Annotated in this window: 17 protein-coding genes; all 17 read right to left on the bottom strand. The window is 57.5% G+C overall.

The genetic code is table 11. From position 1 onward, the window contains the following. A complete protein-coding gene (locus tag HU724_RS00905; RefSeq protein ID WP_186568701.1) occupies positions 1 to 777 on the bottom strand; it encodes a DeoR/GlpR family DNA-binding transcription regulator in 777 nt (258 codons plus the stop codon). 206 nt (positions 778 to 983) lie between these two features. Further along, the gene (glmU, locus tag HU724_RS00910; protein WP_016772408.1) at positions 984 to 2,351 is read right to left on the bottom strand and encodes a bifunctional UDP-N-acetylglucosamine diphosphorylase/glucosamine-1-phosphate N-acetyltransferase GlmU; all 1,368 of its coding nucleotides are present in this window, start codon (positions 2,349 to 2,351) and stop codon (positions 984 to 986) included. Positions 2,352 to 2,469: 118 nt separating this feature from the next. Beyond that, on the bottom strand, positions 2,470 to 2,895 hold the full coding sequence (locus tag HU724_RS00915) for a F0F1 ATP synthase subunit epsilon (RefSeq protein WP_016772407.1): 426 nt from the start codon (positions 2,893 to 2,895) through the stop codon (positions 2,470 to 2,472). Between the two features lie 45 nt (positions 2,896 to 2,940). Continuing rightward, entirely contained in the window at positions 2,941 to 4,320 is a 1,380-nt protein-coding gene (gene atpD, locus HU724_RS00920; protein ID WP_016772406.1) for a F0F1 ATP synthase subunit beta, read from the bottom strand. A gap of 27 nt (positions 4,321 to 4,347) precedes the next feature. Then, a complete protein-coding gene (atpG, locus tag HU724_RS00925; protein ID WP_007911960.1) occupies positions 4,348 to 5,208 on the bottom strand; it encodes a F0F1 ATP synthase subunit gamma in 861 nt (286 codons plus the stop codon). Positions 5,209 to 5,258: 50 nt separating this feature from the next. Then, positions 5,259 to 6,803: a F0F1 ATP synthase subunit alpha gene (gene atpA, locus HU724_RS00930; protein WP_016772405.1), complete on the bottom strand. Its 1,545-nt coding sequence runs from the start codon at positions 6,801 to 6,803 to the stop codon at positions 5,259 to 5,261. Positions 6,804 to 6,824: 21 nt separating this feature from the next. Then, positions 6,825 to 7,361, bottom strand: coding sequence for a F0F1 ATP synthase subunit delta (locus HU724_RS00935; RefSeq protein ID WP_016772404.1), 537 nt, complete (start codon positions 7,359 to 7,361; stop codon positions 6,825 to 6,827). Between the two features lie 12 nt (positions 7,362 to 7,373). Further along, positions 7,374 to 7,844, bottom strand: coding sequence for a F0F1 ATP synthase subunit B (locus tag HU724_RS00940; protein ID WP_016772403.1), 471 nt, complete (start codon positions 7,842 to 7,844; stop codon positions 7,374 to 7,376). A 58-nt stretch (positions 7,845 to 7,902) separates the two neighbouring features. Then, positions 7,903 to 8,160 (bottom strand): F0F1 ATP synthase subunit C, encoded by a 258-nt coding sequence (gene atpE, locus HU724_RS00945; RefSeq protein WP_003097235.1) that lies wholly within the window; start codon positions 8,158 to 8,160, stop codon positions 7,903 to 7,905. A 133-nt stretch (positions 8,161 to 8,293) separates the two neighbouring features. Then, positions 8,294 to 9,163: a F0F1 ATP synthase subunit A gene (atpB, locus tag HU724_RS00950; RefSeq protein WP_016772402.1), complete on the bottom strand. Its 870-nt coding sequence runs from the start codon at positions 9,161 to 9,163 to the stop codon at positions 8,294 to 8,296. A gap of 16 nt (positions 9,164 to 9,179) precedes the next feature. Beyond that, positions 9,180 to 9,587, bottom strand: a complete 408-nt coding sequence (locus HU724_RS00955) for a F0F1 ATP synthase subunit I (RefSeq protein ID WP_016772401.1) — start codon at positions 9,585 to 9,587, stop codon at positions 9,180 to 9,182. A gap of 148 nt (positions 9,588 to 9,735) precedes the next feature. Then, positions 9,736 to 10,608, bottom strand: coding sequence for a ParB/RepB/Spo0J family partition protein (locus tag HU724_RS00960; protein ID WP_007960777.1), 873 nt, complete (start codon positions 10,606 to 10,608; stop codon positions 9,736 to 9,738). Positions 10,609 to 10,617: 9 nt separating this feature from the next. After that, positions 10,618 to 11,415, bottom strand: a complete 798-nt coding sequence (locus tag HU724_RS00965; protein WP_016772400.1) for a ParA family protein — start codon at positions 11,413 to 11,415, stop codon at positions 10,618 to 10,620. Between the two features lie 18 nt (positions 11,416 to 11,433). Further along, on the bottom strand, positions 11,434 to 12,078 hold the full coding sequence (gene rsmG, locus HU724_RS00970) for a 16S rRNA (guanine(527)-N(7))-methyltransferase RsmG (RefSeq protein ID WP_016772399.1): 645 nt from the start codon (positions 12,076 to 12,078) through the stop codon (positions 11,434 to 11,436). Next, a complete protein-coding gene (gene mnmG, locus HU724_RS00975) occupies positions 12,075 to 13,973 on the bottom strand; it encodes a tRNA uridine-5-carboxymethylaminomethyl(34) synthesis enzyme MnmG (protein WP_186568698.1) in 1,899 nt (632 codons plus the stop codon). The genes rsmG and mnmG overlap by 4 nt, the downstream gene beginning before the upstream one ends. A 552-nt stretch (positions 13,974 to 14,525) precedes the next feature. Next, positions 14,526 to 15,893: a tRNA uridine-5-carboxymethylaminomethyl(34) synthesis GTPase MnmE gene (gene mnmE / locus HU724_RS00980; RefSeq protein ID WP_186568696.1), complete on the bottom strand. Its 1,368-nt coding sequence runs from the start codon at positions 15,891 to 15,893 to the stop codon at positions 14,526 to 14,528. A gap of 81 nt (positions 15,894 to 15,974) precedes the next feature. Further along, the gene (gene yidC / locus HU724_RS00985; RefSeq protein ID WP_101159734.1) at positions 15,975 to 17,654 is read right to left on the bottom strand and encodes a membrane protein insertase YidC; all 1,680 of its coding nucleotides are present in this window, start codon (positions 17,652 to 17,654) and stop codon (positions 15,975 to 15,977) included. Position 17,655 lies beyond the last annotated feature (1 nt).

Below are 17,655 nucleotides of genomic sequence, written 5' to 3' on the forward strand. Positions count from 1 at the left end.
TTATTTCTCCTGACTGACAGCCGCACAGATCAAATTGATCCCGCGGGCCTGAAGCTGATCGCGTGCCTCGACAGACAGGCGATCATCGGTAATGAGGGTATGGATGCTGCTCCAGGGCAGCTCCAGGTTGGGAATCTTGCGACCGATCTTGTCGGCCTCGACCATGACGATCACTTCTCGCGCAACGTCGGCCATCACTCGGCTGAGGCCGAGCAGTTCATTGAAGGTGGTGGTGCCGCGCACCAGATCGATACCGTCAGCGCCGATGAACAGTTGGTCGAAGTCGTAGGAGCGTAGTACTTGCTCCGCGACCTGGCCCTGAAAGGATTCCGAGTGCGGATCCCAAGTGCCGCCGGTCATCAGCAGCACTGGCTCGTGTTCCAGTTCGCTCAAGGCATTGGCGACATGCAGCGAGTTGGTCATCACCACCAGACCCGGTTGCTGGCCCAGTTCGGGAATCATCGCGGCGGTGGTGCTGCCGCTGTCGATGATGATGCGCGCGTGCTCGCGGATGCGTTTGACCGCCGCGCGGGCGATCGCCTGCTTGTACTTGGAAATACTCTGCGCCGTTTCTGCGACCAGCTCTTGCGGCATGGTGATCGCCCCGCCGTAACGACGCAGCAACAGACCATGGGTTTCCAGCGCCGCGAGATCCTTGCGAATCGTAACTTCGGAAGTTTCGAAACGCTTGGCCAGCTCGTCGACACTGACTTCGCCCTGCTCATTGAGCAAGGCGAGAATGTTATGGCGACGTTGAGGAGTATTGCGCTTGGACATGGCAGCTTAAGTTTCGATTCGAAAGATAACGCAAGCAATGAAACTCTATCGAAAGGTTGCCGTCAAGACGCGGGGAGAAAAATTCAGAAAGATTGAAACGACTGTGGGAGCGAGCCCGCTCGCGAAAGGGAGTCTCGGCCAGTGAAGACGTGACTGACAAACCGCATTCGCGAACAGGCTCGCTCCCACAGGAGGTTGTGGATAAATCAGGATTTTTTGATTTTTTCCGGCCGCTTCCAGCCGTCGATGTTCTTCTGACGGGCTCGGCCAACCGCCAACTGAGCGTTATCCACATTTTGCGTGATGGTCGAGCCGGCAGCAGTAGTTGCACCATTGGAAATATCCACAGGCGCGACCAGCGAGTTGTTGGAGCCGATGAAAACGTCAGCGCCCAACACGGTTTTCCACTTGTTCGCGCCATCGTAGTTGCAGGTGATGGTGCCGGCGCCGATGTTGGTGCGTGCGCCGATTTCGGCATCGCCCAGATAGGTCAGATGGCCAGCCTTGGCACCCTCGCCCATGTGGGCGTTTTTCAGCTCAACGAAGTTACCGACATGGGCGCGCGCTTCGAGCACGGTGCCCGGGCGCAAACGCGCGAAGGGACCGGCGTCGCTGCCTTCACCGAGAATGGCACCTTCGATATGACTGTTGGCCTTGATTACCACGCCTTTGCGCAGGGTACTGTCCTTGATCACGCAGTTCGGGCCGATCTGTACGTCGTCTTCAATGATCACCTTGCCTTCCAGGATCACGTTGATGTCGATCAGCACATCGCGGCCTACGCTGACTTCGCCACGCACATCGAAACGCGCCGGGTCACGCAGGGTCACGCCCTGAGCCATCAGGCGACGGCCGGCGCGCAACTGGTAATGACGCTCCAGTTCAGAGAGCTGCTTGCGATCATTGGCGCCCTGCACTTCCATCGGGTCGTGCGGTTGTTCGGTAGCCACCACCAAACCATCGCTGACCGCCATTTCGATTACGTCGGTGAGGTAGTACTCGCCCTGCGCATTGTTGTTCGACAGGCGACTCATCCAGTCCGCCAGGCGATCGGCCGGCACAGCGAGGATGCCAGTGTTACCTTCGGTGATCGCACGTTGCGCTTCGCTGGCGTCTTTGTGCTCGACGATCGCCGCGACCTTGCCGTCAGCATCACGCACGATGCGGCCGTAACCGGTCGGGTCATCCAGCTCGACAGTGAGCAAACCCATCTGGCCCGGCACGACATGCTTGAGCAGACGTTGCAGGGTTTCGACTTCGATCAGCGGCACATCACCGTAAAGAATCAGCACGGTGTCGGCATCAATGAACGGCACCGCCTGGGCGGTGGCGTGGCCAGTGCCCAGTTGCTTGTCCTGCAACACGAAATTCAGGTCATCAGCTGCCAGCCGCTCACGCACCACATCGGCACCGTGACCGATCACCACGTGAATGCGTTGTGGATCAAGTTGCCGAGCGCTGTGGATAACATGGCCGAGCATGGAGTTGCCGGCAATCGGGTGCAGCACCTTGGGCAGCGCCGAGCGCATGCGAGTGCCTTGACCGGCCGCGAGGATAACGATTTCGAGAGACATGACTGGCTACCAATCCTGGGTGGTCAGCAACTGCGACCGGTTTGTGGGAATTCGGAAAAGAAAAAAGGGTAGCCGAGGCTACCCTTTTTTATCAATCGCACAACAAGCGGATGACGGATTAACCGCCAAACTTCTTGCGGATCTGCTGGACGGTGCGCAGCTGGGCTGCAGCCTCGGCCAGACGAGTGGCAGCGGCGCCGTAATCGAAGTCCGCGCCTTTTTCGTTCAGGGCATTCTCGGCAGCCTTGAGAGCTGCCTGAGCCTGAGCTTCATCCAGGTCGGCAGCACGTTGCACGGTATCGGCAAGTACCTTGACCATGTTCGGCTGAACCTCGAGGAAACCACCGGAGATGTAGAACACCTCGGCTTCCCCGCCTTGCTTGATCAGGCGGATCGGACCCGGCTTGAGATTAGTGATCAGCGGCGCGTGACCCAGAGCGATACCAAGATCACCCAGTGCACCGTGCGCAATCACCATCTCGACCAGGCCGGAAAAGATTTCCCCTTCCGCGCTGACGATATCGCAATGGACTGTCATAGCCATCTGATTGCCTCAACCTAAATTAGCGCCCGTTGCCGGGCGCCGGGATTACAGTTTCTTGGCTTTCTCGATCGCTTCTTCGATGCCGCCAACCATGTAGAACGCTTGTTCTGGCAGGTGGTCGTAGTCACCGTTGAGGATGCCTTTGAAGCCAGCAATGGTGTCTTTCAGGGAAACGTATTTACCCGAAGCACCGGTGAAGACTTCAGCCACGAAGAACGGCTGCGACAAGAAGCGCTGGATCTTACGAGCACGGTTAACCAACTGTTTGTCGGCTTCCGACAGCTCGTCCATACCCAGGATCGCGATGATGTCTTTCAGCTCTTTGTAACGCTGCAGAACATACTGAACGCCGCGAGCGGTGTCGTAGTGGTCCTGACCGATCACGTTCGGGTCCAGCTGACGCGAAGTCGAATCCAGTGGATCTACCGCCGGGTAGATACCCAGGGAAGCGATGTCACGGGACAGAACGACGGTGGCGTCCAAGTGGGCGAAAGTGGTCGCTGGCGACGGGTCGGTCAAGTCGTCCGCAGGTACGTATACCGCTTGGATCGAGGTGATCGAACCTTCCTTGGTCGAAGTGATACGTTCCTGCAGAACGCCCATCTCTTCAGCCAGGGTCGGCTGGTAACCTACTGCCGAAGGCATACGGCCCAGCAGTGCGGATACTTCAGTACCGGCCAGGGTGTAACGATAGATGTTGTCGACGAACAGCAGAACGTCGTTACCTTCGTCACGGAACTTCTCGGCCATGGTCAGGCCAGTCAGTGCTACGCGCAGACGGTTTCCCGGCGGCTCGTTCATCTGACCGTAAACCAGTGCCACTTTGTCCAGAACGTTGGAGTCCTTCATCTCGTGGTAGAAGTCGTTACCCTCACGAGTACGCTCACCCACACCGGCGAACACGGAATAACCGCTGTGCTCGATGGCGATGTTACGGATCAGTTCCATCATGTTTACGGTTTTGCCTACACCGGCACCACCGAACAGACCGACTTTACCGCCCTTGGCGAACGGGCAGACCAGGTCGATAACCTTGATGCCAGTTTCCAGCAGGTCGTTGCCGCCTGCTTGCTCGGCGAACGAAGGTGCTGCGCGGTGAATGCCCCAGCGCTCTTCGGTGTCGATCGGGCCAGCTTCGTCGATCGGGTTACCGAGGACGTCCATGATCCGGCCCAGGGTGGCTTTACCGACCGGTACGGAGATGGCTGCGCCAGAGTCGGTGACTTCCAGACCGCGCTTCAAGCCCTCGGTGGAACCCATCGCAATGGTACGCACCACGCCGTCGCCCAGCTGCTGCTGAACTTCCAGGGTGGTTGCGGCCGCGCTTTGTACAGTCAGCGCGTTGTAGATGCTCGGTACGCTGTCGCGTGGAAATTCCACGTCGATAACGGCGCCGATGATTTGAACGATACGTCCGCTACTCATAGCTGGATCCTCTGAATATTTGAACCGTTAAACCGCGGCAGCGCCGCCGACGATTTCCGAGATCTCTTGGGTGATCGCAGCCTGACGCGCCTTGTTGTAGATCAGCTGCAAATCGCTGATCAAATCACCGGCGTTGTCGGTAGCGTTCTTCATCGCGATCATCCGCGCAGCCTGTTCAGCCGCGTTGTTCTCGACCACCGCCTGGTAGACCTGCGACTCGACGTAACGGACCATCAAGCCGTCAAGCAGCTCTTTGGCGTCCGGTTCGTAGAGATAGTCCCAGTGGTGCTTGAGATCCTGATCCGGGGTTGCCACCAGTGGAATCAACTGCTCCACGGTAGGCTGTTGCGTCATGGTGTTGATGAACTTGTTGGACACCACGGACAGGCGGTCGATACGGCCGTCCAGGTAGGCATCCAGCATCACCTTGACGCTGCCGATCAGGTCATTGATCGACGGCTCTTCACCCAGGTGGCTGATAGCTGCAACGACGTTACCGCCGAAGTTGCGGAAAAAGGCCGCACCCTTGCTACCGACTACACACAGATCAATCTCGACGCCGTTTTCGCGGTTTACCGCCATGTCCTTGACCAGGGCCTTGAACAGGTTGGTGTTCAAGCCGCCGCACAGACCACGGTCACTGCTCACGACGACATAACCGACGCGCTTGATTTCGCGGTCGATCATGAACGGGTGGCGGTATTCCGGGTTGGCGTTGGCCAGATGCCCAATTACCTGGCGGATACGCTCCGCATAAGGACGGCTAGCAGCCATGCGCATTTGTGCCTTGCGCATTTTGCTGACCGCCACTTTTTCCATGGCGCTGGTAATCTTTTGCGTGCTTTTGATGCTCGCAATCTTACTGCGAATCTCTTTTGCGCCTGCCATGTAACACCTATCAGGTTAGCAAGCGGGAGCCTCGCGGCTCCCGCTGCGGCTTACCAGGTTTGGGTGGCCTTGAACTTCTCGATACCGGCTTTCATGCCAGCGTCGATTTCGTCATTGAAGTCACCTTTAACGTTGATCTTGGCCATCAAATCGGCGTGATCGCGGTTGAAGAAAGCGATCAGCGCTTGTTCGAAGCTGCCGACCTTGGCGATTTCAATGTCAGTCAGGAACCCACGCTCAGCGGCATACAGCGACAGCGCCATGTCAGCGATCGACATTGGTGCGTATTGCTTCTGCTTCATCAGCTCGGTAACGCGCTGACCATGCTCAAGTTGCTTGCGGGTCGCTTCGTCCAGGTCAGAAGCGAACTGGGCGAATGCCGCCAGTTCACGGTACTGAGCCAGAGCGGTACGGATACCACCGGAGAGCTTCTTGATGATCTTGGTCTGAGCGGCACCACCCACACGGGATACCGAAACACCGGCGTTCACTGCAGGGCGGATGCCCGAGTTGAACATGGCCGATTCCAGGAAGATCTGACCGTCGGTGATGGAAATCACGTTGGTCGGAACGAACGCGGAAACGTCGCCAGCCTGGGTTTCGATGATCGGCAGTGCGGTCAGGGAACCGGTTTTGCCGGTCACTGCGCCGTTGGTGAACTTCTCTACGTATTCTTCCGAAACGCGGGATGCGCGCTCCAGCAGACGGGAGTGGAGATAGAACACGTCGCCTGGGTAAGCTTCACGGCCTGGTGGACGGCGCAGCAGCAGGGAGATCTGGCGGTAAGCCACTGCCTGCTTGGACAGATCGTCATAAACGATCAGCGCGTCTTCACCGCGGTCGCGGAAGAATTCACCCATGGTGCAACCGGAGTACGGTGCCAGGAATTGCAGCGCAGGAGATTCCGAAGCACTGGCAGCCACGATGATCGTGTTGGCCAGGGCGCCGTTTTCTTCCAGCTTGCGAACCACGTTGGCGATGGTCGATTGCTTCTGACCGATGGCTACGTAGACGCAGAAAATGCCGCTGTCTTTCTGGTTGATGATCGCGTCGATCGCCAGAGCGGTTTTACCGATCTGACGGTCACCGATGATCAGCTCACGCTGGCCACGGCCGACAGGGATCATGGCATCGACAGCCTTGTAGCCAGTCTGTACAGGCTGGTCTACCGACTTACGCCAGATCACGCCTGGAGCAACTTTCTCGACCGCGTCGGTCTCGGTGTTGCCCAGTGGACCTTTGCCGTCAACAGGGTTACCCAGAGCATCGACTACGCGGCCCAGCAATTCCTTACCAACAGGAACTTCGAGGATGCGGCCGGTGCACTTGGCGCTCATGCCTTCAGCCAGCGACTGGTAGGAGCCCAATACCACGGCACCTACGGAGTCCTGCTCCAGGTTGAGGGCCATACCGTAGACGCCGCCCGGAAACTCGATCATCTCGCCGTACATGACGTCGGCCAGACCGTGAATCCGCACGATGCCGTCAGATACGCTGACGACAGTGCCTTCGTTACGGGCTTGGGAGGTCACATCGAGCTTGTCGATGCGGCCCTTGATAATTTCACTTATTTCGGAAGGATTGAGTTGCTGCATTGCTCTGCTGCCCCTTCAAACTCAAGATTTCAATGCTTCGGCAAGTTTCGCGATTTTGCCGCGAATCGAGCCATCGATAACCAGGTCGCCGGCGCGGATCACGACACCACCAATCAAGGCAGCGTCCTCCGCAACTTGCAGGCGCACTTCCCGGTTGAGTCGTGCACTGAGAACCTTGGCGAGTTTGTCTTGCTGTTCTTGGTTCAATGCAAATGCACTGGTTACTTCAACGTCTACCGATTTCTCTTGTTCGGCCTTGTACAGGTCGAACAGAGCGGCGATCTCCGGCAGAAGCAGGAGACGGTCGTTCTCGGCAACGACGTTGATGAAATTGCGTGCCTTTTCATCAAACTTGTCGCCGCACACGTCAATGAACGTGGCGGCCTTTTCTGCGCTCGTCAGTCGCGGGGCCTTGAGCACGCGCTGCAGGGTGTCGTCTTGCGACACCGCTGCTGCCAGGCCGAGCATGGCTGACCAATTGGCCAGTTGCTGGTGGGCCTGAGCGTGCTCGAAGGCCGCCTTAGCGTAAGGTCGGGCCAACGTGGTCAGTTCTGCCATGATCGCCCTCGCTTAGATTTCAGCAGCCAGTTGGTTAACCAGCTCTGCGTGCGCGTTTTGATCGATTGTGGCACCCAGGATCTTCTCGGCGCCGCCAACAGCCAGCAAGCCCACTTGGGCACGCAGCTTGTCTTTGACGCTGTTCAGTTCCTGTTCGATCTCGGCTTGAGCCTGAACCTTCACACGGTCAGCGTCGATACGGGCTTTTTCAACAGCCTCTTCGACGATCTGGTTACCGCGTTTCTTGGCTTGCTCGATGATTTCAGCTGCCTGAGCTTTCGCTTCGCGCAGTTGCTGACCCGCTTTCTCTTGGGCCAACTCCAGGTCGCGAGCTGCACGGCTGGCAGCGTCCAGACCATCAGCGATCTTCTTTTGACGTTCGTGCAGAGCAGCGATGACCGGAGGCCATACATACTTCATGCAGAACAGTACAAAAATCAGGAACGCAACGGACTGGCCAATCAGGGTCGCATTAATGTTCACGCCAACACCTCGCAGTTACGTTGTCCATCACACCAAATTACCCGGAAGATCCGAGTAATCAGCCAGCGATCTGACCAACGAACGGGTTCGCAAAGGTGAAGAACAGAGCGATACCAACACCGATCATGGTTACGGCGTCGAGCAGACCGGCAACGATGAACATTTTTACTTGCAGCATTGGAACCATTTCTGGCTGACGCGCTGCGCCTTCCAGGAACTTGCCGCCCAGCAGGCCGAAACCAATTGCGGTACCCAGTGCGCCCAGGCCGATCAACAGTGCAACAGCGATAGCGGTTAGACCAACTACAGTTTCCATCTTTCCTCCCGACTTTTACGTCGTATGGTTTAGGTTTTTTAGATTAAAGCGGTAAAACAAATCGTTTCAGCTGCCCCGCAAGGAGCTCCCTCCCGTTTGACCGGGAGGAACATCAGACTAGTCGAGACTGGTCTTAATGGTTTTCTTCGTGCGCCATCGACAGGTAGACGATGGTCAGCATCATGAAGATGAACGCCTGCAGGGTGATGATCAGGATGTGGAATACAGCCCACGCCCACTGCAGAACAACGCCCAGGCCGCTGAGCCAGAGCAGGCCGCTGCCGAACATCACAGCGATCAGAATGAACACCAGCTCGCCGGCATACATGTTGCCGAACAGACGCAGAGCCAGAGAGATCGGCTTGGCGATCAGGGTGACGAATTCCAGCAGGAAGTTCACCGGGATCAGCAGGGCCTGAACGAAGATGTTCTTGCTGCCGAACGGGTGCAGGGTCAGTTCGCCGATGAAGCCGCCGATGCCCTTGACCTTGATGCTGTAGAAAATGATCAGTGCGAACACCGAGAACGCCATGCCCAGAGTCGCGTTCGGGTCGGTGGTCGACACGGCGCGGAACGGGATATGTGCATCGCCGGAGATCAGGATGGCCAGCTGAGGAATCCAGTCGACCGGTACCAGGTCGACGGCGTTCATCAGGAACACCCAGACGAAGATGGTCAGCGCCAGCGGTGCAATCACCGGGCTACGGCCATGGAAGCTGTCTTTCACGCTGCCATCGACGAATTCGACCAATACTTCAACGAAGTTCTGCAAGGCACCCGGCTGACCCGACGTCGCTTTCTTCGCCGCCATGCGGAAAAGAAGAACGAAGATCAGACCCAGCGCGACCGACCAGCCGAGGGTATCGACGTGGAAAGCCCAGAAGCCCATTTCCTTGGCCTCTGCTGCGGTGTGGGCAAAGCCCCAGCCGCCGTTGGGTAGCTGACCGAAAGTCAGGTTCTGCAAGTGGTGCTGGATATAGCCCGAAGCGGTTGTCTCTGCCATGGTTGCCTCAAACGCCCTAAGGTCTCGAAAGTCTTGTTCTCATCAGCAGGGGAGCGAACCAGCTGACCGACTGCGTCAGCACGAACACGCCGAATACTGCGATCGGCGCCAGTGGCTTCACACCTGCGAACACCAGTGCAAACAGCACTGCCGTCAAAATAAGTTTGCCTGCCTCGCCGGCATAGAAAGACCGGACGATGGACTGGGCTGCTCGGGCGCCGGAAAACCGAAATGCCCTGTGAGCGAAATAAACATTGGGCAGCAAGGCTATCAGGCCTCCGCAAAGTCCCGAGTATCCGGCAACGACTCCATGCCATTGCCAGAGCGCCAAAGCGGCAATGAGCAGAATGACAAATTGAGCCATCAACACCGGAAAAACCGCCAGGCGATGGAAAGGCAAGCGGTTTGGCGTGCGGGTTTCCATCACAGTTGCTCTCCAATGGTCGGCTGCCGAAATTCAATAACTTGGCATAATTTGTGCCGACAAAATGCGCGCAGAGTATAGGGGCGGTTCTGCCCCTATTCAACTGTCAGGTAGTGATTTCCGACTGCGCGCTACATGAGGAAATGTTTCAGCGGATGTGTGCGAGCACACCTTGAAGCTCGTCGAGCGAGTTATAACCAATCACCAATTGGCCTTTGCCCTTCTTGCCATGGCGAATCTGCACCGCAGAGCCTAGGCGCTCGGCCAGACGCTGCTCGAGGCGAGCGATGTCCGGGTCCGGTTTAGCAGCTTCCACAGGCTCCGGTTTGCCACTCAACCACTGGCGAACCAGTGCCTCGGTTTGGCGCACAGTCAGCCCTCGTGCGACAACATGTCGCGCCCCTTCGACCTGCTGATTGTCCGGCAGACCGAGCAAGGCACGCGCGTGACCCATTTCCAGGTCACCGTGCGACAACATGGTCTTGATCACTTCGGGCAGTGCAATAAGTCGCAACAGGTTAGCCACAGTCACCCGCGACTTACCCACAGCCTCGGCAACCTGCTGCTGAGTAAGCTGGAATTCCTGCTGCAAGCGCTGCAAGGCGACGGCTTCTTCAATCGGATTGAGGTCTTCGCGCTGGATATTCTCGATCAGCGCAATCGCAATGGCGGTTTCATCCGGCACATCGCGAACCATCGCCGGGATGGTTTCCTGCCCGGCCTGCTGACTGGCGCGCCAGCGGCGTTCACCGGCAATGATCTCAAAACGACCGCCGCCAATCGGGCGTACCACGATCGGCTGCATCACGCCCTGAGCCTTGATCGACTGCGCCAGCTCTTCCAGGGCCTGCGGGTCCATGTCGCGGCGCGGCTGATATTTGCCGCGCTGCAGCAGGTCCAGCGGCAGGTGTTGCAGTTCGCGGGTGTCGGCCTGCGCGGCTTGTTCTTCCAGCGCGCTGACCGTCGGACCACTCAGCAGTGCATCCAGTCCACGTCCGAGACCTCGTTTCTTGACGGCCATGGGGATTCCTTAAGTTGGCTGAGCAGCAGCAATGCGTGAATTTTTGCGCTGACGACGAACCATCTCGCCCGCCAGAGCCAGATAGGCCAGGGCGCCACGCGATTGCTTGTCGTAAGCCAGCGCCGGCATGCCGTAGCTCGGTGCTTCGGCCAGGCGGATGTTGCGCGGGATCACCGTGTCGTACAGCTGATCGCCGAAGTGTTCCTTGAGCTGCGCCGAAACATCGTTCATCAGGCTCAGGCGCGGGTCGTACATGGTCCGCAGCAGGCCTTCGACTTTCAGGTTCGGATTGAGCAGTTCAGCGATGCGCTTGATGTTATCCACAAGGTCGCTCAAACCTTCCAGCGCAAAGTATTCGCATTGCATAGGGATAATCACCCCGTCAGCGGCGACCAGTGCGTTGAGTGTGAGCATCGACAGCGACGGTGGGCAGTCGATCAGAATGTAATCGTAGTTGTCCCGGATCGGCGCCAGCGCGCTGCGCAGACGGCTTTCCTTCATCTGCATTTCCAGCAGCACCACTTCGGCCGCGGTCAGATCGCGGTTGGCCGGCAGCAGTTGATAACCGCCGTGCTCGGAGAAGTGCATGGCCTGGCCGAGGTCGCATTCACCGATCAGCAGATCGTAGACCGAGTTTTCCAGACCATGTTTATCCACACCGCTACCCATGGTGGCGTTGCCCTGTGGATCGAGATCGATCAACAGCACCCGGCGCTTGGTCGCGACCAGGGATGCTGCGAGGTTGATGCAGGTGGTGGTTTTGCCCACACCACCCTTCTGGTTCGCTATCGCGAATACCTTAGCCATTCTTGCTTGTGTTCCCAATCATGCCGTGCGGCGCAGTATCAGCAGATGGCGTTGGCCTTGGCAACCGGGGACGGCCAGGGCGTGTTCGCTATCGAGTTTGAAATCTGCCGGCAATGCTACCAGCTCATCGGCCGGATGAACGCCCTTCATTGCCAGCCAGCGTGTATCGGCATCGCCCAAGTGGCGAGTCCAGTTGGTGAAGTTTTCCATGCTGCTGAAGGCCCGGGAAATGATCCCGTTGAACGGCTGCGCAGGCTGGAAGGCTTCGACGCGACTGTGGATAACTTGGAGGTTATCCAGTTTCAGCTCCAGTTTGACCTGAGTCAGGAAGCGGGTTTTCTTGCCGTTGCTGTCCAGACAGGTCACCTGCGAGTCCGGGTACAGGATCGCCAGCGGGATACCAGGCATGCCACCGCCACTGCCGACATCGAGCCAGCGACCGTTTTCGATAAACGACATCACGCTGAGACTATCGAGCAAATGCCGCGAAACCATTTCGTCCGGATCGCGCACAGCGGTCAGGTTGTAGGCCTGGTTCCATTTGATCAACAGGGCCAGATAACCCAGCAGCAATTCATGCTGGGTTTCTGTGAGATTGACACCGAGCTCGCGGGCTCCTGTGGATAACTCTTCGGCGTGTTGCGAAGTGACCTTGGCACTCAAGCGCTTTGCTCCAACTGACGGCCCGCGCCGCGTTTTTTCAAATGAATCATCAACAGCGAAATCGCCGCCGGGGTTACGCCCGGGATCCGCGAAGCCTGGCCCAGCGTTTCGGGACGTGTGGCGCCGAGCTTGCTCTGGATCTCCTTGGACAGACCGGAGATGTTGGTGTAATCGATATCCACAGGCAATTTCGTGTCTTCGCTGGCGCGCAGACGGGCGATTTCGTCCTGTTGGCGGTCGATGTAACCGGCGTATTTGGTCTTGATCTCGACCTGCTCGGCGACCTGTGGATCTTCGGCGCCCTGCCCGGTCACTTCGACCAGACCGGCGTAATCGATTTCCGGACGGCTCAACAGGTTGAGCAGGTTGTACTCGTGAGTCAGCGGCGTGCCGAATTTCTCGGCAATCGCATCCCCCTGCGGGGTGTTCGGCCGCACCCAGGTGCTTTTCAGGCGCTGTTCTTCAAGCTCGATGCTTTCGCGTTTCTTGCAGAAGACCGCCCAACGCGCGTCATCGACCAGACCCAGCTCTCGGCCTTTTTCGGTAAGACGCAGGTCGGCGTTGTCTTCGCGCAGAATCAGGCGGTACTCGGCTCGCGACGTGAACATACGGTACGGCTCTTGGGTACCGAGGGTGATCAGGTCGTCGACCAGAACGCCGATGTACGCTTCATCGCGGCGCGGACACCAGGCTTCTTTGCCCTTCGCGCGCAGTGCAGCGTTGGCCCCGGCGAGCAGACCTTGAGCGCCAGCTTCTTCGTAACCGGTGGTGCCGTTGATCTGCCCGGCGAAAAACAGACCACCGATGACTTTGGTTTCCAGGCTGTACTTCAGGTCGCGAGGATCGAAGTAGTCGTACTCGATCGCATAACCCGGACGCACGATGTGTGCGTTTTCCATGCCGCGGATCGATTGCACTATCTGCAATTGCACGTCGAACGGCAGGCTTGTGGATATCCCGTTCGGATACAGCTCATGGGTGGTCAGACCTTCCGGTTCGATGAACACCTGATGGCTTTCCTTGTCGGCAAAGCGATGAATCTTGTCTTCGATCGACGGGCAATAACGCGGGCCGACGCCTTCGATTTCACCGGCAGCGGAATACATCGGCGAACGATCGAGGTTCGCCGCGATGATTTCGTGGGTGCGGGCATTGGTATGGGTGATCCAGCAACTGACCTGACGGGGATGCTGTTCCTTGTTGCCCATGAACGACATCACCGGAATCGGCGTATCGCCCGGTTGCTCGGTCATCACCGAGAAATCCACAGACTTGCCGTCGATACGCGGCGGTGTGCCGGTTTTCAGGCGACCGACACGCAGTGGCAACTCACGCAGACGGTGGGCCAGAGCAATCGACGGTGGATCACCGGCGCGACCGCCGGAGAAATTCTGCAAACCGATGTGGATAAGTCCGCCGAGGAATGTACCAGTGGTCAACACCACGGAATCGGCGAAGAAACGCAGACCCATCTGTGTAACCACACCACGGACTTGCTCCTGCTCGACGATCAGGTCGTCAGCAGCCTGTTGAAATATCCACAGGTTCGGCTGGTTTTCCAGAATTTCGCGAACAGCTGCCTTGTAGAGAATCCGGTCGGCTTGCGCACGGGTCGCCCGTACGGCCGGACCTTTGCGGCTGTTCAACACGCGAAACTGGATGCCGCCCTTATCGGTAGCCATGGCCATCGCGCCGCCGAGGGCGTCGATTTCCTTGACCAGGTGGCTTTTGCCGATGCCTCCGATGGCCGGGTTACAACTCATGGCACCGAGGGTTTCCACGTTATGCGTCAGCAACAGGGTTTTTGCCCCCATGCGTGCTGACGCCAGTGCTGCCTCGGTACCGGCATGACCGCCGCCGATGACGATCACTTCAAAACGGGAAGGGAAATCCACCACGCACCTCGTGCCTGCTTAAGTAGGTCATTCAGGAAATAGTTGAGCTCAGGTTTCTGGACCTGGTCGGCAAGTATAGGGACTTCGCCCTTTCTAAAGAACCCTTTGCACAAAATTTAACCAGCTGTGGAGAACTCGAGGTTAAAAGAATAAAAAAGAGAGAAATTTATAAAACCTTTGTTTTTATGTTTATTCTTACTGAACCACCTTTCTGTGGATACATCGCTACAGGCCTTATTTTTCAACATGTACAGAGATTCAAAACTCTGTGTTCATGTGGCAATGAGGCCATTGGATAACCGGTTTAAGCCTGTGGATGAATGGGGTGGTTATCCACAGCGTGGGTTATCTCCAGTTTTGAGGCCCTGTTATCAACCGCCCTCAGTGGCAGTTATTCACAGGGCTTAATCCACAAAAATTTGATGGACGAAGAGGTACCAGGCAGCCGAAAACCGCTCAGGGAGAAAAAATCTGCCCGGCACTCTTGGAGGATTTTAGAAAAGAGGGAAGCAGACAGGTCGCGAACGGACCTGTCTGTGAATAGCAGGAGGGTTATTTGCCGATGCAGAAGCTGGAGAAAATCCTTCCGAGCAAATCATCAGAGCTGAACGCCCCGGTAATTTCACCCAGCGAATGCTGAGCCTGGCGCAAATCCTCGGCGAGCAACTCGCCAGCGCCCGCCAGGGTCAGTTGCGCGCGGCCATGTTCCAGTGCCGCGCTGGCGTGACGCAGTGCTTCCAGATGCCGGCGACGTGCGCTGAAGCTGCTTTCTGAAGTCTGCTCGTAACCCATGCACGCCTTGAGGTGGTCCCGCAGCAGATCGAGGCCTTCGGCGGACTTGGCGCTGAGACTGATGGTCACGTGGCCGTCGTCACTGGTTTCCAGAGAAACCGCTTCACCGGTCAGATCGGCTTTGTTGCGGATCAGGGTGACTTTCGCCGGGTCCGGTCGAGACTCGAGAAATTCTGGCCACAATGCAAAAGGATCCAGTGCCTCTGGTGCGGTCGCATCGACCACCAGTAAAACCCGATCCGCTTCACCAATGGCTTTCAAGGCCCGTTCAACACCGATCTTTTCCACATGATCATCGGTGTCACGCAGGCCTGCGGTATCGACAACGTGCAACGGCATACCGTCGATGTGGATATGTTCGCGCAGGATATCCCGCGTGGTGCCGGCAATCTCGGTGACGATGGCAGCCTCGCGACCGGCCAATGCATTCAACAGGCTGGATTTACCGGCATTCGGCCGGCCAGCGATGACGACTGTCATGCCATCGCGCAATAACGCGCCCTGCCCTGCTTCGCGCAGCACTGTGGATAACTCATCGCGTACTTTGTCGAGCATGCTCAGTACATGGCCGTCGGCGAGAAAGTCGATTTCCTCTTCCGGGAAGTCGATGGCGGCTTCGACGTAGATACGCAAGCCGATCAGTTGCTCGGTCAGGTTATGCACACGCTGGGAAAACGCACCCTGTAATGAACGCAGCGCATTGCGCGCAGCCTGTGCAGAACTGGCTTCGATCAAATCGGCGATTGCCTCGGCCTGGGCCAGATCGAGTTTGTCATTAAGGAAGGCGCGCTCGCTGAATTCCCCCGGACGGGCCAGACGACAACCCAGTTCCAGGCAGCGCTTGAGCAACATGTCCAGCACGATCGGGCCGCCGTGACCTTGGAGTTCCAGCACGTCTTCGCCGGTGAACGAGTTCGGCCCCGGGAAATACAAAGCCAGACCTTCATCCAGCACTTGCCGGTCGTCACTGAAAAACGGCCCGTAATGGGCGTAACGCGGTTTCAGTTCTCGGCCGCTGATGGCTTTTGCCGCCATGCTGGCCAACGGCCCGGAAATACGGACGATGCCCACACCGCCGCGCCCTTGAGCAGTGGCGACAGCAGCGATAGTTTCACGGGGTGTGCTCATAAAGCGGCATCCAGACAAAAGTGGCAGATAGCAAAACGCCCCACTAGGGGGCGTTTTGAGTGGTGTTATCCACAGTGCAAGTTACGCCTCGGCTTTTTTCGTCGCCGCTTCGATCTTACGCGTGATGTACCACTGTTGCGCAATCGACAGGCAGTTGTTCACAACCCAGTACAGCACCAGACCAGCAGGGAACCACAGGAAGAAGAAGGTGAAGATGATTGGCATCATTTTCATGACCTTCGCCTGCATCGGATCCGGAGGAGTCGGGTTCAGCTGCTGCTGGATGAACATGGTTGCGCCCATGATGATCGGCAGAATGAAGAACGGATCCTTGATCGACAGGTCAGTGATCCACAGCATGAACGGCGCCTGGCGCATTTCCACGCTTTCCAGCAGCACCCAGTACAGCGACAGGAAGACCGGCATCTGTACGAGGATCGGCAAGCAGCCGCCCAGTGGATTGATCTTCTCTTTCTTGTACAGCTCCATCATGGCCTGCGACATTTTCTGCCGGTCATCGCCATGTTGCTCTTTCAGCGCAGCCAGTTTCGGTGCCACGGCACGCATGCGCGCCATCGATTTGTAGCTGGCAGCCGACAGCGGGAAGAAAATCCCTTTGATCAACATGGTCAGGAAGATGATCGACCAGCCCCAGTTACCGACAATGGCGTGGATATGTTGCAGCAGCCAGAAGATCGGCTGGGCAATGAACCACAGAATGCCGTAGTCGACGGTCAGTTCCAGACCTGGGGACAACTCTTTCAGCACAGCCTGGCTTTTCGGACCTGCGTACAGCACCGCGCTGGTTTCAACTTTTGCACCTGGAGCAGCGGTCAGAGTAGGACCGGTGTAACCGATGATGTAGTTGCCTTTGCTGTCTTTACGGGTCTGGACGATGTTGTTTTCGCCCTTGGCCGGAATCCACGCAGTCACGAAGTAGTGCTGCAGCCAGGCTACCCAACCACCGGTGACGGTTTCCTTGAGCTGTGCCTTGTCCATGTCCTTCATCGACACTTTCTTGTACGGCTCGGAACTTGTCCACAGGGCGGCGCCCAGGTAAGTCGCGGTGCCGGTAGCAGTGGTAGACGACGGATCAGCGCTGGCGTCGCGCTTCAACTGGGCAAACATTGCGCCGTTCCAGGGCTGAGCGCTCTGGTTATCCACAATGTAGGAGACAGCAACGTCGTACAGGCCACGTTTAACGGTGAAACGCTTGATGTAGTTGACGCCGTCCTTGCTGAATTTCAGGTCAACGACGAGTTGATCCTGACCGTCAGCCAGTTGGTAGACCTTCTTCTCCGAGGAATAAACCGGACGACCGGCCGGGTTTGCATCCGGGCCGTTGGTACCGATCAGACCGCTTTGCGCCAGATATACACGTTCGCCGCCGTTATCGAACAGCTGGAACGGAACGTCAGGACGATCCTGACGACGCGGATACAAAGGCAGAGTCAGTTGCGCAACGTCGCCACCCTGTGGATCGATCGCCAGATCGAGCACATCGGTCTTGACCTGAATCAGATCCTTGCTGGCGGCGACCGGCGTTTCGGCTGGTGCACTGGTATCGCTGGCGGCGCGCGGAATATCGTCACTGGCGGCATTTGTGCCAGTGGCGGTGTCCGGCAAACCGGATGTAGTCGTACTGGAAGCAACATTCTGAGTCGGCAGGGCAGCCTGGCCATAATCCTGGTTCCATTTAAGAACCATGACGTAGGACACGATTGCCAGGGCGACGATCAGGATCGTGCGTTTGATATCCATG

Source organism: Pseudomonas iranensis, assembly GCF_014268585.2.
In the GTDB taxonomy this organism is placed as follows: Bacteria; Pseudomonadota; Gammaproteobacteria; order Pseudomonadales; family Pseudomonadaceae; genus Aquipseudomonas; species Aquipseudomonas iranensis.

Bases quoted from the DNA above. Each gene is read 5' to 3' on its own strand.
- atpG (WP_007911960.1), bottom strand. From the start codon at position 5,208: ATGGCAGGCGCAAAAGAGATTCGCAGTAAGATTGCGAGCATCAAAAGC.
- yidC (WP_101159734.1), bottom strand. From the start codon at position 17,654: ATGGATATCAAACGCACGATCCTGATCGTCGCCCTGGCAATCGTGTCC.
- atpB (WP_016772402.1), bottom strand. From the start codon at position 9,163: ATGGCAGAGACAACCGCTTCGGGCTATATCCAGCACCACTTGCAGAAC.
- HU724_RS00960 (WP_007960777.1), bottom strand. From the start codon at position 10,608: ATGGCCGTCAAGAAACGAGGTCTCGGACGTGGACTGGATGCACTGCTG.
- atpE (WP_003097235.1), bottom strand. From the start codon at position 8,160: ATGGAAACTGTAGTTGGTCTAACCGCTATCGCTGTTGCACTGTTGATC.
- HU724_RS00905 (WP_186568701.1), bottom strand. From the start codon at position 777: ATGTCCAAGCGCAATACTCCTCAACGTCGCCATAACATTCTCGCCTTG.
- glmU (WP_016772408.1), bottom strand. From the start codon at position 2,351: ATGTCTCTCGAAATCGTTATCCTCGCGGCCGGTCAAGGCACTCGCATG.
- atpA (WP_016772405.1), bottom strand. From the start codon at position 6,803: ATGCAGCAACTCAATCCTTCCGAAATAAGTGAAATTATCAAGGGCCGC.
- HU724_RS00915 (WP_016772407.1), bottom strand. From the start codon at position 2,895: ATGGCTATGACAGTCCATTGCGATATCGTCAGCGCGGAAGGGGAAATC.
- HU724_RS00935 (WP_016772404.1), bottom strand. From the start codon at position 7,361: ATGGCAGAACTGACCACGTTGGCCCGACCTTACGCTAAGGCGGCCTTC.
- mnmE (WP_186568696.1), bottom strand. From the start codon at position 15,893: ATGAGCACACCCCGTGAAACTATCGCTGCTGTCGCCACTGCTCAAGGG.
- atpD (WP_016772406.1), bottom strand. From the start codon at position 4,320: ATGAGTAGCGGACGTATCGTTCAAATCATCGGCGCCGTTATCGACGTG.
- HU724_RS00965 (WP_016772400.1), bottom strand. From the start codon at position 11,415: ATGGCTAAGGTATTCGCGATAGCGAACCAGAAGGGTGGTGTGGGCAAA.
- HU724_RS00955 (WP_016772401.1), bottom strand. From the start codon at position 9,587: ATGGAAACCCGCACGCCAAACCGCTTGCCTTTCCATCGCCTGGCGGTT.